The organism is Massilia timonae CCUG 45783 (assembly GCF_000315425.1).
Taxonomy (GTDB): Bacteria; Pseudomonadota; Gammaproteobacteria; order Burkholderiales; family Burkholderiaceae_D; genus Telluria; species Telluria timonae.
The window spans coordinates 322,374-336,488 of the sequence record NZ_JH992923.1; the positions used below are offsets into that span (position 1 = coordinate 322,374).

Consider the following 14,115-nt stretch of genomic DNA (forward strand, 5'->3'; position numbering starts at 1 on the left):
CGTTGCCACGTGGTGTACTGTCACCCTGACGTACACCTTGCACGTCGTTCCCGCGGAGGCGGGAACCCAAGTTTGCCAGCGCTGCGACTGCGCCGAGAGCACTTGGGTCCCCGCCTGCGCGGGGACGACGGTTTTTCCGCCAACAAGAATGAACGAACCCCTCGTCATCGCCGGTCTCGCGACCTCGCCGCTGGAATTGATCTCCTTCCTGCTGGCGGTCACCACCGTCGTGCTCAACATCCGCCAGAAGCACTGGGCCTGGCTGTTCTCGATCGCCTCATCCGCAACCTATGCGGTGGTGTTCTACGACGCGCGCCTGTACGGCGACATGGGGCTGCAATTCGTGTTCATCGCGGCCTCGGTCTGGGGCTGGTACCAGTGGCTGCACGGCGCTGCCGGAGTTAGTACGGCGCCGCTGCTCCCTACCTTCCTGAAACCGGGCGGCCGCGCCTGGTCGCTGGCGGCCTGGCTGGCGGGCTTCGTGCTCTTGTCGACCTTCCTCGACAACTTCACCGACACCGACGTGCCGCACGCGGACGGCTTCCTGACCGCCGGCAGCCTGGTCGGCCAGCTGCTGCTGGCGAAGAAGAAGGTCGAGAACTGGCATGTATGGATCGCGGTCGATATCCTGTACGTCGGCCTCTACCTGTACAAGGGCCTGGTGCTGACCGCCGTGCTGTACGGCGTGTTCGTGCTGCTGGCGATCGCCGGCCTGCGCACCTGGGCTGCCTTGGCGCGGGAGCGCGCATGAGTGTCGAGGCAGCTCGCATCGCCATCCTCGGCGCCGAGTCGTCCGGCAAGTCGACCTTGTCCGAGGCCCTGGCGCGCCACTACGGCACGCTGTGGGTGCCCGAATACCTGCGCGAATTCGTCGATGCGCAGGGCAGGGTGCCGCACGAGGAGGATCAGTATGGCATCGCGCTGACCCAGCGTGCGCGCGAGGATGCCGCGGCGGCCGAGGCAAGCCGCTTGCTGTTTTGCGACACCACGCCCCTGATGACGGCGCTGTACAGCCGCGTATACTGGGGCAGGGTGGATGCGCAGCTGGCGGCGCTCGACGCGCGCCACGACTACGCCTGGACCTTCGTCACCGCGCCCGACACCCCGTGGGAGCCGGACGGCCTGCAGCGCGAATCGGAAGAGGTGCGCCAGATGGTGCACCGGATGCTGGTGGAGACGCTGGCCGCGCGCGGGATCGCCTACACCTTGCTGGCAGGCGACCTGCCGCATCGCATGCGGCAGGTCGAAGGGCTGCTCGGCAAGCCTGAAGGTTAGCCCTTCGGCAGGCTGGCCGCCAGGTCGAGCCACGACTGCGGCTGCGGCTTGCCGCGCTCGCGCACCCCGAAGAAGGTCACCACCAGCTCGCCCTGGTCGTCGAAGAACTCGACCGAGGTGACGCCGGCCCGGCGCACCACGTAGCCGCTCCTGAACGCGCTGTCGCGCAGGTGCAGGTTGAAGTCCGGATCGAGCACGTTGAACCAGCCTTCGGCCGCCATCACCTTGTTCACCTTGCCGCCGTAGATCTGGGTCAGTGCGCCATTGCCGAGGAAGGCCATGATCGCGACCCCGTTCTTCGCCGCATCCTCGAGCAGCTTGCGCACCGCCTGCGGCGCCACTTTCTGCACCACGCCGCCCGGGGCCAGGCGCAGCGCCTGTTCGCGCGTCAGGCCGAATTCCGACACGATGCGGTTGAACTGGTGGACGTCGGTCATCTCTTGCCAGGCGGTCTGGAATTCCTTGACGTCGACCGCATTGTCGGGTTTTTCGGCGGGCTTTGGCACGACGGGCGCCACATCCAGTTGGGCGTTCTGGCTCGGATGGCGGAAGTCGGCCACCAGCTTGTCGAAGACCGGTATATTGGCGTCGTCGCGCAGGTAGAGCTTGTGCACGGCGTTGCCGCTGGCGTCGAAGAACTGCAGACTGCGGTTGATGGCGCCGTCGCGGCCGGGCTGGGTCACGGCGAAGGCGTACTTCCATTTGGCGAACTGGAAACGCAGGTCGATCGGGCCGCCGAGGTAGCCGCCGGCGATGTTCAGGTTGCGCGCTTCGCGCTCGGCCTCGTCGGCGCTGCCTTTCTCGGCCTGTTTCGGGATGCGCATGGCCACGCCGGTGGTCTCGATCACGCCGTTCTCGTTGCGCGTGAGCGCCATCACCTTGCCGAGGTCGAGGGCGCGGCGCATGATCTCGCGCGGCGCATGGTCGCTTTCCTTCAGGCGCACCACGGTGCTGCCAATGCCGGTGGCGAGCAGCTCGGCTTCGGATACCTTCAATTGGCGCGCGGCGTCGCGCGTCTGCAGGCGCGGCTCCTTGGCCTTCAGTTCGGCCCACTGCTGCGCCAGTTGCGGGGCGGCTTGCGCCGGGACCAATGCCAGGGCTATGGCGGCGGCCAGGAAGTGGCGGGTGAGTTTCATGAATGTGTTCTCCTTGTTCGTTCAATAGACCAGCTTGAAGGTGACGGCCGCATGGCGCCCGGGGCGCGCCTGGCGTTCGATGTCGGCCGCGGTGATGGCCGCGGTGATGGCCGTGGTGGCGGCCGGCAGGCTGCGCGACGAGGCGTAGTCCCAGTACTTCTTGTCGGCCAGGTTGTAGACGCCGGCGGTGATCGATGCGTGCGCGTTGATGTTCCAGTATCCGGTCAGGTCCAGCACGGTGCTTGACGGGACCGCAAAGAAGGTCGTGTTCACGCCGCCAATCACGTCGCGTTCGGCCTGCTTGGCGCGGGTATGGACCGCGGCGAAGGCAATGCCGCCGCGCTGGGCGGGGTCAATCCAGGCCGCGATCAGGCTGGTCTTTTTCGGCAGGGTCGAGGCCAGCTCGCTTTCCAGTCCGGTGCGGCTGTTCTTCGCCTTGCTGCGCTGGACGCCGCTGGCCAGGGTCAGCTTGCCGCCCTTGAAAGATGGATTCCACTGGCCCAGGTCGGCGTCGAGCGTGAGCTCGCCGCCCCAGGTGCGCGCGCTGCCGATGTTTTCGGGTCGGAACAGGCCGAAGGTGATGTTCGGATAGTTGACCGGATCGGCCGGCTGCGAGGCGTATTCGATCAGGTTCTTGTAGCGGGTGTGGAACAGGGCCGCATGCAGGCGCAGGCCGCGCGCGACCTGACCTTTGAGGCCCAGCTCGAAGGCGTTGCTGGTTTCCTTGTCCAGGTTCGGATTGCCGATCACCGCGTAGGCGTTGCCGACTGCCGTGTAGCTGAGCGAATCGTAGGTGCCGGTGCGTTCGGCGGCGGTCGGCAGGCGGGTGCCGCGGCTGTATTGCAGGTAGGTTTCCAGGTTCGGCGCCAGTTGCGCGGTGAGGCCCAGGCTCGGCGTGAGGTAGCTGTCGGTTTCCTTTGTCAGCTCGCGGCTCGCGTTGGGAATGCCGATCGCGTAGTTGTCCGTGCTGTTCGGCTCGAGTTCGCGCCAGTTGTAGCGCAGGCCGGGCGTGATGCTGGCCCAGGACGACAGGGCGACGTCGGCGCGCGCGAAGGCGGAGAAGCGCAGCGACCGCATGTCGGCCATGCGGTTCTTGTTGGTCACCTGCTGGGCGCCGCTGTTGACGACGGTGCGGTCTTCGCGCCATGGACGCGCGGTGTCGGTCTGCTCGACATTGATGCCATAGGCCAGGTCGTGGCTGCCCAGCCGCTTGCTGGCGTTGCTGGCGAAGCCCACGCTGCGGTTGTCGAAGCTGGTCGCGATATGGCGCAGCACCGGCTGGCCGCCCGTGATGTAGCGGGCCGTCGTGATGTCTTCGACTTCGCTGTCCTGGATGTAGAGACGGCTCTCGAGCGTATCGAACCATGCGCCGGCGCCTGGAACAGGTGGTCGATGCCGAAGCGGTCGCGCCGGGTGCGCCCGGCCTGGGTCGCGCCTTCAGGGTAGAGGGCGCCCTGCTTGTTGTCGTATTCGCGGTCGTGCTCGGCGCGAAAGGCGTCGATCGTCGCCGTGAAGCGGTGACCGGTCCATGGCGTCCAGGACAGCTTGGCCAGCAGGGCGTCCGAATCCCAGTCGTCCGGATTGAGCGGCGCGCTGCCCGTCGAGCCGAGTTCCTTGCCGTCGCGGTGGACCAGCACCGCCAGCGCCTTGAGTGCGCCGGACTGCGCGGCGCCGGTCAGCGCGTGCATGCGCATGTCGTTGGCGCGGTTCGATCCGAACTTGTACTCGGCATAGGTGGGGCGGGCTTCGCTGACGTAGTCCTCCGGCGCCTTGGTGACGAAGGAGACGTTGCCGCCCAGGCCCTGGGCCCCGGCGCCGGCCGGCGCGGTGCCGGACTGGATGGTCACCGAGCGAAGGGTCTCGGGATCGACGTAGTCGCGGCCGACGCCGAAGCCGTTCAGGGTCGAGGCATCGGGTTTCGGCGCGGCCTCGGGCAGCTCGATGCCGTCCAGGTCCAGGCCCACCCGGTTGCCCTCGACGCCGCGGATGTTGAAGCCGGTATTGCCTGCGCCGTCCCAGACGTTGCCGCTGCCGCTGGCGGCGCCCGGCACGCTGACCAGCGGCGCGTAGCGCGCCATGTTCTGCATGTCGGTCACGCCCTGGCGGGTGAGGGCGGCGGCATCGAGCACGGTCACGGTGCCGGCCTTGTCGAGGCGCTGGCCGGTGATGACGATGGGGTCGAGCGGAGTGCTTGCGTCAAGCGCGGCGGGCGCATCAAAGGCCAGCGCCTGGGTGGCGAAGGCGCAGGCGAAGGTGCTGGCGAACAGCGCGGGGCGTCGTCGCAAGCCGGGTAGGGTTGCTGCCATGGTGGTCCAGTCAAGAGGGGTTGCACATGCTCCGCCCGGCACGCGTGCGCAGGCAGGCGTGCTCAAACGGGCTCTTTGATGAGAATGATTCTCATTTGCGATATATACTAAATGATAATCATTATCATTTGCAGCTAGGTCGTTCGACTTTTTGACAGCGATTTCTTGACCGAGCGCATAGGGCGCAGATACGAACCGAGGTTCGATGTCGTTACGAACAATAAATGTTTACCTCCTCATGACTATTTGTTTCTAGAAGGCATTACAATCATTGGATTCGAACGTACGGCGGGGCGCTATGAAAAACTGGATAGGACGCTTTTTGGGCGGTTCAGAAAAAGAGACACAAGCTGCGGCAAGCGTCCGCGCGGCGGCGACGATCGAACACGACGAGGACATGGCGAACGACGTCCATGCCACCTTCTATCGCTGGCTCACCGCGTCCAGCGGCTTCAACGCCCAGCCCGAGCAGGAAGCGCAGATCCTGGCCGAGGTCCGTTCGCTGGCGGCCGATCCGGTTTGCGCCTCCGGCCTGGTGCCGCGCATCCCCGAGCTCGTGTCGCAGCTGCTCACCGCGCTGTCCGACGAAAACATCTCGACCGGCGCACTGTCGGCCCAGGTCGGGCGCGACCTGGTGCTGGTGGCCGAAGTGATCCGCGAAGCCAACAGCGCCTATTACCGGCCGGTGACGCCGATCGAGACCCTGGAAGGCGCGGTGACGATGCTCGGCCTGAACGGCTTGCGCATGCTGCTGGCGCGCATCGCGTTCCGGCCGCTGGTGCGGGTCAAGGTGCAGGGCGTGGCGCGCCAGGTGGCGCCCAATGTGTGGAAGCATTCCGAACGCTGCGCATTCGCCGCCAGCGTGATGGCGCCGGGCCTGTCGGCCGGCGTGTTCGAATCCTACCTGGCCGGCCTGATGCAGAACCTGGGCCTGCAGGTCGCCTTCCAGGTGGCCGACCGCATCTGCGAAGGCAGGGTGCCCGGCTCCAGCGAATTCGGCGTCGCGCTGTTCGCGGCCAGCCGCCAGCTGTCGTCGGTGATCGCCAACCACTGGGACTTCCCGCCCGAAGTGGTCGAGGCGATCGAGCAGGCTGGCGAAGCGGATGGCTCGCACCTGGCGCAGGCGCTGGCACAGGGCGACCGCATCGCCAAGCTGCGGTTGCTGCTCGATGCCGAGGTGATCCATGACGACGATACGCTCGTTACGAAGGGGCTCAATGGCTTCCAGCGGCGTTGTTTGGGCAAGCTGAGTGACTTGTCGGACTGAGCGACGCGAATTAAGTGCCTGCTAATCTATCGTTAACATTACGCAAGTTTAGAGAGTTGTAAATATTACATCGGACGTGGTGCTCGGAGGTGACGCTGTTTTCTGTTGGCTAGCTAGCTTAGATCCTCGTCTTGACTCCGTGGTTTTTGACACAACGTAAGACTTGCTCTCGTGGCAAAGAACGCGGAAACGCTAGTGGGACATGGCTAAAGCCACTATAATCTCAGTGGCACTCATTGGAGCAATCGGGACGAAAACAGCGCCCAGGGTAGCCTCCGATCGAAGAGTCGTCTAATCACCTTTTTGGCGCAAGGCGCACGACGTTGATTTAGAAATTCGTACTTATCACGCTAGTGACTGGTCAATGTTTTTCGTTCCGGGTCCGTACATGTCTAAGCTAATGTATTGATACCTGACGATAATTCGGTAATGATAGATTAATGTAACAGAGCCAAAAAAAAGCTGTTATTCAACCAAGGTTGCCGAAATCGATTACTCAAGCATGCGCGCTTGAAAATGGATGTTTGCCATCTGCATTGATAAATACCATCTTGTTAACTTGAGACGCTTTCGGCGGCTAGATATTGGTTTAATTATATTAATTTTGTTGCTTGAGAAGGTGCCTTTCGTGAAACTATCGGCCATGAGGTTATTTAATATGGTTCAGACGGGCGCGTTCATGTCTCGACATGAGAGAATGCGTCTCCATAAACTATAGTAATGCGAAATAGACTGATCTCAAAGGCATGTTGCGTGACTCTACGGCAATGGTGATTTCCTATGCTATTGATGGTTGTAGTTATTGCGTGGGCGATATTAACCTCACGTCCTGGCCACGCAAAACGGAATGATACCCCATTGAGGGCGTGATACGCGTTGGTGTTAAACATACATCTCTCACATCAGAAAATTATGAATGATCTAAATGTAACAGTGGCTGTTCGAGCTTCGTTAGAGGTGGCATTAAAAGGATTAATTAAGAAAATAAGCAATGTTCAGGTTGGGACGTCAGAGCAATTCCCGTATGGATGGGGGACGGCAGGAAAAGGTAGAAGCGTTTGGCGCATACTTGAAGAACTGATTACGCAAAATCTCAAGAAGCATGGGCACGAGTTTGGCATATTGAATATCAGACTTCCTGGCAGTGAAGTCGGCGTCTACGACTTTGAGATTCACTTGGAAGGATTTTCCAACCCGATTTATGTTAATATCAAGTCAGCTGTTGAAGGTGGTCGAACTAATAAGGATGACATTTCCAAGGCCAGAGGCTTGTTAAAGTTCTATGAGACGAATCCAACTCATGAGCTATTCATTGCGACAGTTTCGCTTCGTTTTAACGTTGATATGAGTGTATCACTCGTAAACGTTTCCGTCGTTCCGACCGCATGGCTTCCTGATATATACGTCAATCCTAGTAATAATGCGAACCTTCAGTCGAGCCAATATAAGAATATAAACAATGCGATAATTAGGACTAATGACGAATTTGTTGACGAATTAAAGCGCGCTATAGAGGTGGCAGACCAGAAAAAAGTCAGAAAAACTAAGCTTGATGAGTTGCCACTCTAATATATTGAGACGGATCTGGATGTGGGAATGGCAAGAGCAGGTGAGAAAAAAGTTCGTTTGGCAAATGTGGCGGAATTTAAGCATTTAGAGATCCAATGGGATCCGAAAAATAATTTAACGCCCGAAAAATCGTATATTGAGCATACAGGCGAAGAGCGCCGTCAACATTTTGGACAGTTTTTTACCCCTGGACCGATTGCCGTAATGATGGCTGATTGGGTTGCAAGCGTTAATCCAAAGAATATTCTTGAGCCGTCTGTAGGAACAGGCGTACTACTTCGAGCAGTAGGCGAATTTGTCATCGAATCAAAGGTGACCTGTGTAGATATTGATCTTTCGCCAATGCAATTGGCGCGAAAATCTGCTCCAGCTCATCTTTCGTGTAACTTTTTACATGCCGATTTTCTCCTTCTAAACATGAGGGAAAAATTCGATGGGATTCTTGCAAATCCTCCGTATTTAAGACATCACGATATTTCATATGAAAAAAATATATATGAGGAAATAGGCTTTCGAAATAACATTTCTATTTCGAAGGCTTGCAATTTATACATTTTATTTTTATTTGAAATCTGCAGGCTGTTGTCCGAAGGAGGGCGTGCGGCTGTGCTGGTCCCAGCTGATTGGATGAGTTCGAATGCGGCGCGATGTTTTCGTGAATACCTGATTGATCGTCGCATTGTAAAAGAAATACTCTATCTCGATGAGCACGGTCACCATATTGATGGTGCGATTACTACTTCCGTTGTTTTATTATTCGATAACAACAAAGTTGCAGATGAGGAGTTCGTTGTTAAACATTATTCTGATCAAATTGAACTAATCGAAGCACGGACTGTCCTGTGGAAGGATTTGGAAACAGCTCCAAAATGGAACTCTATTTTGCTTGGTAGGTCATCTAAAAAAAATGATTCCCTAATTAATTTATCCACAATAGCAAAAACAAAACGTGGTCTGGCAACTGGAGCTAATGAATTTTTTCATCTGACAGATGGCGAAGTTTCAAAAGCGAGAATTTCACATTCTAATCTGCTCCCATGTATTGGAAATGCGAAGGATGTTTTAGGGGTGATATTTTCAGACCAAGATCTAAAAGATCTTGCAGCGTTTGGCGCGCGAACGAAATTGGTGAATTTCTCCGGTGACATATCTCCCGCCGAAGAAGAATATATCGAGGAGGGCGAACGAAAGGGATTCCACAAACGCTTTCTGCTTGCTAGACGTCGTCCTTGGTATAAAAATGAGCAGCGCGCGCCTGCCCCAATATGGGCGGCGTCATTCGGTCGTGGTCAAGTGCGGTTTATTTGGAATCGTAGCTCCGCAGTAAATCTGACTACATATCATTGTATTTATCCTGATAACCTCACCGATGTCCAATTGGCGGCGATGGTTTGTTTGCTCAACTCTTCGCCAATACAGCAGAGATTTGTAGATCATCTAAGGGTTCTTGGCGGTGGGTTGTTGAAATTTCAACCGAACGACCTCCTTAGTATAGAAATTCCAGATATTAGGATATTAAGCGACGCGGAAATATCTACGCTCAACAGCTATCTTGTGCGATTGGACTTGGAGATGCGCCTGCAGAGGCAGACAAATTGCGCTGAAATAGAGGTAATGGCGGATTTAAGCCAATATGTCGAGAATTTGATAGCGGTAAAGTTTGAGGGGGGCGAAATTGGAATAACTTCGAGAGTGCATGTGCAGCGTTGCACTTAAAGAATTTTGGTTGTGGTGGTGGTTGATTTAATCTGGAATTGAAATTGGCCACGCGGGTGTGGTGGATTTGTTGTAGTTGCGGCAAATTTTTCAGATCTCATTGATCATTTTCCTGCTTTGCAATGCATGGCGCAGCACATAGATTGCGTTAGGCCAAGCCACACGATGATGACGAGATTCCTGAGATTCTGAATTTATATCGTCAACTGGCTATCGTGGAATTTAGTCGTACGTTGCCTCATGACTAATTTAGTTATGAGGCAAGCTCACCAGATCAGAAATCGATCTGCGCCGACAGCCTGAACGTCCTTGGCGCCCCCGGCAGCAGGTAGCCGCCCAGCGACTGCGTCACATCACGCCAATAAAACTTGTCGAAGGCATTGTCGACCCGCGCGCGGATAATCGTGTTCAGTCCACCCGCGCGCAGCAGGTAGGACGCCCCGAAGCCCGCCACGTGATAAGCCGACACCTTCACCCGATTGGCCGGATCGAACACCTTGTTGCCCGAATACTGCCACTGCGCGTCGAGCTTCAGCCCCGCCACCTGCGGCACCGCGTACTCGATCCAGGCGGTGGTGCGCAGCTCCGGCACATTGGTCACGCGCTTGCCTTCGGTCGACGCGTCGCCCGTGTCCTTCTGGTCGGTGTCGAGCGCCATCAGCGACAGGCTGTAGTTCAGGTTTGGCGTGGCGCGGCCCATCGCCGACAGCTCGACGCCGCGGTGGGTCTGCTCGCCGGCGCGCACGAAGGTGTTGGCGGCGTTCGTGTATTCCAGCCCCTGGCGGATCTCGAACAGCGCGCCCGACAGCGCCAGCTGCTCGTTGACGTTGCGCTTGACGCCGAACTCCAGCTGCTTCGAGCGGCTCGGCGGCAGGGCGGTGTTCTGGTTGCTGGTTTCCATCGGCGCGATGCCGCCGTACTGCAAGCCGTGGCTGATCGAGCCATACACGCGCCAGTCGCGCGCCGGCGCGTACACCAGCGCCACGTTCGGCAGCGCGAACGAATCCTTCGTGTGCACCCAGCCGCCTTCGATTTCTTCCAGCGCGTCGAGCTTGAGCTTCACGTAGCGCACGCCGGCGTGCAAGGTCAATTGCGGCGACAAGGTCAGCACGTCCTGCACGAACAGCGAGCGCTCTTCTGTGGCGCGGCGCTCCATCACGGGGCCGGTCACGCGGTCGCCCGATACCGGCGGCACGACGCTCGGGTTCCAGATATTGCTGGAGCCGACGTAGTCGTAGACGTATTCGCCGAAGCTGTCATGGCGTTCGGCATACGAGCCGCCGATGGTGAGGGAGTGGCGCACCGCGCCGGTGGCGAAGCGGCCCTGCAGCATCGCCTGCAGGCCCCACGGCGTCTTGCGCTCGCCGGTGCTCTGGAAGTCGTACACGTCGTAGTCGCCGTTCGAGCAGTAGCCCGGATAGTAGCCGTCGCCCTCGTTGCTGCAGCCGTAGGGGAAGGCGGTGAAGTCGTCGCGCTTGAACCAATGCTTGTTGGCGCTCACGGTGGCGTTCCACGCGTCGCTGAGGCGGTACTCGAAGCGCAGGCCGAGATTGCTGCTGTCGGTGTCGACCGGCCTGGTCCACGGCTGGTCGTTGAGCAGGGTCTTGGGCGAGACGCCGGTCGGCAGGACTTCGTCGCGGATCAGCTGGTAGCCCGGCGCCGTGACCTGCGACTTGTGCTGGTGGTCGAGGTCGATCTGGAACAGCGCGTCCGGCGTGATCTGCCAGTCGAAGGCGGCCGACACGAACTGGCGCTCGCCGTCGGCGCCGCGTACGTAGGATTTCAGGTCTTCGGCTGCGGCGTTGATGCGATAGCCGAAGCGGCGGTCCGCGAAGCGGCCGCCCAGGTCGACTGCGCCGTACACGGTGCCGCGCTCGCGCACCTCTACCGTGGCCTGGCGCAGCGGGGCGCTGGTCGGGCGCTTGGTGACGAAGTTGATCATCCCGCCCGGCGCCGCGACGCCGGCCTGCAGGCCGGCCAGGCCGCGCAAGACTTCGATGCGTTCCTTGTTCTCGAGCGGGATTTGCGTGTCGCCCGAGATCGCGATCATGTCCTTGCGGTAGCTGGTGGCGTTGTCGAGCGCGAAGCCGCGGATCGAGAACTGCTCGGCGTAGCCGATCGCATTGTAGGCGTCGCCGATCGAGGCGTCGTAGCGCGCGGCGTCGGTGGCGCTGCGGATCGACAGGTCCTGCATCTGGCCCTGGCTGATCGAAGAGATCGAAGCCGGGGAATCGAGCAGCTGCACGTCGGAGAAGCCGCCGACGCTGGCGCGATCGAGCGCGATCCACTTGCTGCCGGTGACGACGACCGACGATATGGCCGACTGCGCAGCGTCCTGCGCGGCGGCTTGGGACGACAGGGAGAACGCCTGCACGATGGCGCAGGCGAGGATGGTGTGCTTCGAGGTGAATGTCATGGTTTGCTCTTTTTCGCGCGCAGCGTGGCGCGCCGCTTTTATCAAAGCCGGAGCCAACGTGGGGGAAGGGCAAACGAATGGGGATGCTGCTTTGCGCTTTCCTTCGCTGGCATTATCCAGATCAGGTACGAAGGGTATCTCTCACCCGGAACAGCGTTCCAGGACCCCTAGCGAATCGCGAGTGTATCACGGCCCGCGCGGCCGTGGTGAATCTGTCAACCTGTTCGAGCGGCGCCGCTCAGGCTTTCGCGGTCGACGGCGCCTCGGCCGCCGCGGGCTCGCTGACGGCCGGCGTCGCCATATGGCGCAGCAGCACGGCGCGGGCCGCGTCGCCGATGGCGCGCCAGTGTTCGCGCCGCTGCGCCGCGCGCTTGCGGTGCTTCGATGGCATGTCCTGCAGCGGCTTGAGGTAGAACGGCAGCGGGACCACGAAGCTGCGCGCGTCCAGCTCAAAGCCGCCCAGGATGCGCCAGAAGCCGTCGTAGGCGTTCTCGAAAGCCTTGTCTTGCGCCGCCTCGTAGGCCACGTGGGCGCTGCCGCGCACCGCGACCACCCGGTCGAAGCCGAGCGCCTGCGCCGCGCCCTGCAGGGCGGCAAAGCAGAAGAAGCTCGGCGAATTGTTGGGGAACACGCGCTCGAAGGCCTCGAAGGCGCCGCCGGCATCGCGCCACAGGCCGGCGTTGCGGGTGACGAAGGGAACGATCGGCAGGTCGACGCCCACCACCGCGCCCTCGACCCAGGTCCAGGACAGGCGGTGCAGCACCGTGCCGTCGACGATCAGGGACAGCGTCAGCTCGCCTTGCGGGTCGATGCGCGGCGCATGCTCGAGCCGCATGATGAAGTTGCCTTCGTCACCCTCTTGCTCGCCCCGGTGCTGCCACAGGACCAGGCCGCCGTGGTGCGCGGCGTGCCGGTAGGCACTGTTGAAGGTGGCCTCTTCGAAGCGGTAGTGGGCCAGCACGCAGCGCATGCGCTCGCGCACTTTCATGCCGCGCGCGAGATAGTCGCGACCGCTCACCTGGCGGAACAGGTCGTCGGCGGGGGCGTTTTCGAGGCGGCGCACCAGCTTGAGGCGGGACAGGGACTGGTGCTCGCGCCAGTAGCGCAGCGCATGCCAGCGTTGGGTGAGACGAGCGAAGATCATCGAGCGCTCCATTCGGCGTAAAGGGACGTTGCGTTGCCGGGCTGCGCGCGATGGCTGGCCACGCTCGGCAAGAGCAAGAAATAATTCCGTTTTGCAATTATCTGCCGAATTGCTAACTCGTGCCCGGACGAAGTGCAAACAGTGCTTGGGAACCAAGGCGGGCGTGATCTGTCATGGGACTCTCTCTGGACGTGTTAACTTATGGTTGTTTTTAGGCATGCACGACAAGACTACCATGTTTGCCGCGCGTTACGCTTCTTCATTCATCATCGATAATGCGCCGAAACCAATCAGCAATGGAGGAAGCAGCTGGCGTGTGAGTGCCGTTCTACACAGCTACGCACGGCGTTGATGTTGATACGTTCACTCTGCACATTCACGCCGCAGTGGGAGAGCAAGAGCGACGCCTGGTCGGCCAGCGGACCAAGGATGCGTTAGCAGCCCTGCAAGTGAATGGCGGTGAATGGCATAAGTCAACCGTCTCTCGTCTCATGAAAGCCGCACAGGCGGCTTAGAGCAGTCCTACAGTAAACGAACGGGGTGGACCCTCACACCCCACCATCCCGCCAAAAAGCCCGTCAGCGGCCTTCTAAGCGCTTCCTATCGGATATTTAAATTTGATAACAGGAGCGTTCATCTACGTCATTACTGGCATTCACTCGGGCAGTCGCCCGCGCTACTTTTCAGAATCGGCCTTCTGAATACTTTTTCAGATTCGGGCTGGAGAAAGTCCGACAGGGTCAAGTTGCAAAAAAAATTTTTAGATAATTTCAAGATTCCAGAAATGGGCTTGCCAATACATTAACTTCTATTGATCCCGTTCTACTGCCGTGCTGACCAGTAACAAGCTCTGCCGGGCGCATCCGATCAGAATCGTTACGACTTGCTCAACGACACGGAGAACAGCATGGCGAACGACGCATACCTCAAGATCGAAAGCATTAATGGCGAGTCGGAAGACGAACGGCACCGCAACTGGATCGAAGTAAATAACGTCGTCTATGCAGTCCACCAGCCAAGAGCCGATGTCGTTTCGACCGCAGGCGGGCATAGCACCGGGCGAGCCGACCTTTACCCGATCAGCTTCAGCAAGCTTGCTGACTTAGCCTCGCCCGTTCTCCTGCAAACTTGTGCAACTGGCAAGACTATCCCGAAAGCCTGCTTTGAGTTCATGAGGGCAGACGGCGACGGCAAGTGTCAACGGCGATTGAAAACTGATACAGATTTCGTCGTCCCAGCGATTTAAAACTGATACACCGCCGTCGCCGAACACCGTCCGTGTTCAG

Annotated in this window: 10 protein-coding genes, 1 pseudogene and 1 riboswitch; of the genes and pseudogenes, 6 read left to right on the top strand and 5 right to left on the bottom strand. The window is 59.4% G+C overall.

Going from position 1 to position 14,115, the window contains the following annotated elements; translation table 11 throughout:
• The first annotated feature begins 148 nt into the window (after nucleotides 1–148).
• Both pnuC and HMPREF9710_RS11560 read left to right on the top strand, forming a co-directional pair.
• Nucleotides 149–751: a nicotinamide riboside transporter PnuC gene (gene pnuC, locus HMPREF9710_RS11555; RefSeq protein WP_005666521.1), complete on the top strand. Its 603-nt coding sequence runs from the start codon at nucleotides 149–151 to the stop codon at nucleotides 749–751.
• Nucleotides 748–1,275 carry an AAA family ATPase gene (locus HMPREF9710_RS11560; protein WP_005666523.1) on the top strand — a complete coding sequence of 176 codons (528 nt, stop codon included), beginning with the start codon at nucleotides 748–750 and terminating at the stop codon, nucleotides 1,273–1,275. The genes pnuC and HMPREF9710_RS11560 overlap by 4 nt, the downstream gene beginning before the upstream one ends.
• Here the strand turns inward: HMPREF9710_RS11560 and HMPREF9710_RS11565 are convergent.
• The 3 genes and pseudogenes from HMPREF9710_RS11565 to HMPREF9710_RS28525 all read right to left on the bottom strand — a co-directional run.
• Complete coding sequence (locus HMPREF9710_RS11565) at nucleotides 1,272–2,411, bottom strand: hemin-degrading factor (protein WP_005666524.1); 1,140 nt, start codon at nucleotides 2,409–2,411, stop codon at nucleotides 1,272–1,274. The genes HMPREF9710_RS11560 and HMPREF9710_RS11565 overlap by 4 nt on opposite strands.
• A 21-nt stretch (nucleotides 2,412–2,432) precedes the next feature.
• Nucleotides 2,433–3,746: a TonB-dependent receptor domain-containing protein gene (locus HMPREF9710_RS27555; RefSeq protein WP_085986711.1), complete on the bottom strand. Its 1,314-nt coding sequence runs from the start codon at nucleotides 3,744–3,746 to the stop codon at nucleotides 2,433–2,435.
• Between the two features lie 515 nt (nucleotides 3,747–4,261).
• A pseudogene (locus HMPREF9710_RS28525) lies at nucleotides 4,262–4,717 on the bottom strand (TonB-dependent receptor plug domain-containing protein); the annotation flags it as partial.
• Nucleotides 4,718–5,114: 397 nt separating this feature from the next.
• Between HMPREF9710_RS28525 and HMPREF9710_RS11575 the strand changes: the two are divergent.
• The 3 genes from HMPREF9710_RS11575 to HMPREF9710_RS27115 all read left to right on the top strand — a co-directional run bounded on the left by HMPREF9710_RS11575 (nucleotide 5,115) and on the right by HMPREF9710_RS27115 (nucleotide 9,269).
• On the top strand, nucleotides 5,115–5,984 hold the full coding sequence (locus tag HMPREF9710_RS11575; protein WP_229409783.1) for an HDOD domain-containing protein: 870 nt from the start codon (nucleotides 5,115–5,117) through the stop codon (nucleotides 5,982–5,984).
• A gap of 912 nt (nucleotides 5,985–6,896) precedes the next feature.
• Entirely contained in the window at nucleotides 6,897–7,553 is a 657-nt protein-coding gene (locus HMPREF9710_RS27850; protein WP_005666532.1) for a hypothetical protein, read from the top strand.
• Between the two features lie 27 nt (nucleotides 7,554–7,580).
• Nucleotides 7,581–9,269 carry an HsdM family class I SAM-dependent methyltransferase gene (locus HMPREF9710_RS27115; protein WP_005666533.1) on the top strand — a complete coding sequence of 563 codons (1,689 nt, stop codon included), beginning with the start codon at nucleotides 7,581–7,583 and terminating at the stop codon, nucleotides 9,267–9,269.
• A 274-nt stretch (nucleotides 9,270–9,543) separates the two neighbouring features.
• On the opposite strand, the gene HMPREF9710_RS11585 is transcribed toward HMPREF9710_RS27115, so the two are convergent.
• Both HMPREF9710_RS11585 and HMPREF9710_RS11590 read right to left on the bottom strand, forming a co-directional pair.
• Nucleotides 9,544–11,685: a TonB-dependent receptor gene (locus HMPREF9710_RS11585; RefSeq protein ID WP_005666535.1), complete on the bottom strand. Its 2,142-nt coding sequence runs from the start codon at nucleotides 11,683–11,685 to the stop codon at nucleotides 9,544–9,546.
• Nucleotides 11,686–11,766: 81 nt separating this feature from the next.
• Nucleotides 11,767–11,864: riboswitch (TPP riboswitch) on the bottom strand.
• A gap of 59 nt (nucleotides 11,865–11,923) precedes the next feature.
• A complete protein-coding gene (locus HMPREF9710_RS11590; protein ID WP_005666537.1) occupies nucleotides 11,924–12,829 on the bottom strand; it encodes a DUF535 family protein in 906 nt (301 codons plus the stop codon).
• A 907-nt stretch (nucleotides 12,830–13,736) separates the two neighbouring features.
• Between HMPREF9710_RS11590 and HMPREF9710_RS11595 the strand changes: the two genes are divergently transcribed.
• Nucleotides 13,737–14,075, top strand: coding sequence for an Hcp family type VI secretion system effector (locus HMPREF9710_RS11595; protein WP_081589897.1), 339 nt, complete (start codon nucleotides 13,737–13,739; stop codon nucleotides 14,073–14,075).
• Nucleotides 14,076–14,115 lie beyond the last annotated feature (40 nt).

Bases quoted from the DNA above. Each gene is read 5' to 3' on its own strand.
- pnuC (WP_005666521.1), top strand. From the start codon at position 149: ATGAACGAACCCCTCGTCATCGCCGGTCTCGCGACCTCGCCGCTGGAA.
- HMPREF9710_RS11560 (WP_005666523.1), top strand. From the start codon at position 748: ATGAGTGTCGAGGCAGCTCGCATCGCCATCCTCGGCGCCGAGTCGTCC.
- HMPREF9710_RS11565 (WP_005666524.1), bottom strand. From the start codon at position 2,411: ATGAAACTCACCCGCCACTTCCTGGCCGCCGCCATAGCCCTGGCATTG.
- HMPREF9710_RS11575 (WP_229409783.1), top strand. From the start codon at position 5,115: ATGGCGAACGACGTCCATGCCACCTTCTATCGCTGGCTCACCGCGTCC.
- HMPREF9710_RS27850 (WP_005666532.1), top strand. From the start codon at position 6,897: ATGAATGATCTAAATGTAACAGTGGCTGTTCGAGCTTCGTTAGAGGTG.
- HMPREF9710_RS27115 (WP_005666533.1), top strand. From the start codon at position 7,581: ATGGCAAGAGCAGGTGAGAAAAAAGTTCGTTTGGCAAATGTGGCGGAA.
- HMPREF9710_RS11585 (WP_005666535.1), bottom strand. From the start codon at position 11,685: ATGACATTCACCTCGAAGCACACCATCCTCGCCTGCGCCATCGTGCAG.
- HMPREF9710_RS11590 (WP_005666537.1), bottom strand. From the start codon at position 12,829: ATGATCTTCGCTCGTCTCACCCAACGCTGGCATGCGCTGCGCTACTGG.
- HMPREF9710_RS11595 (WP_081589897.1), top strand. From the start codon at position 13,737: ATGGCGAACGACGCATACCTCAAGATCGAAAGCATTAATGGCGAGTCG.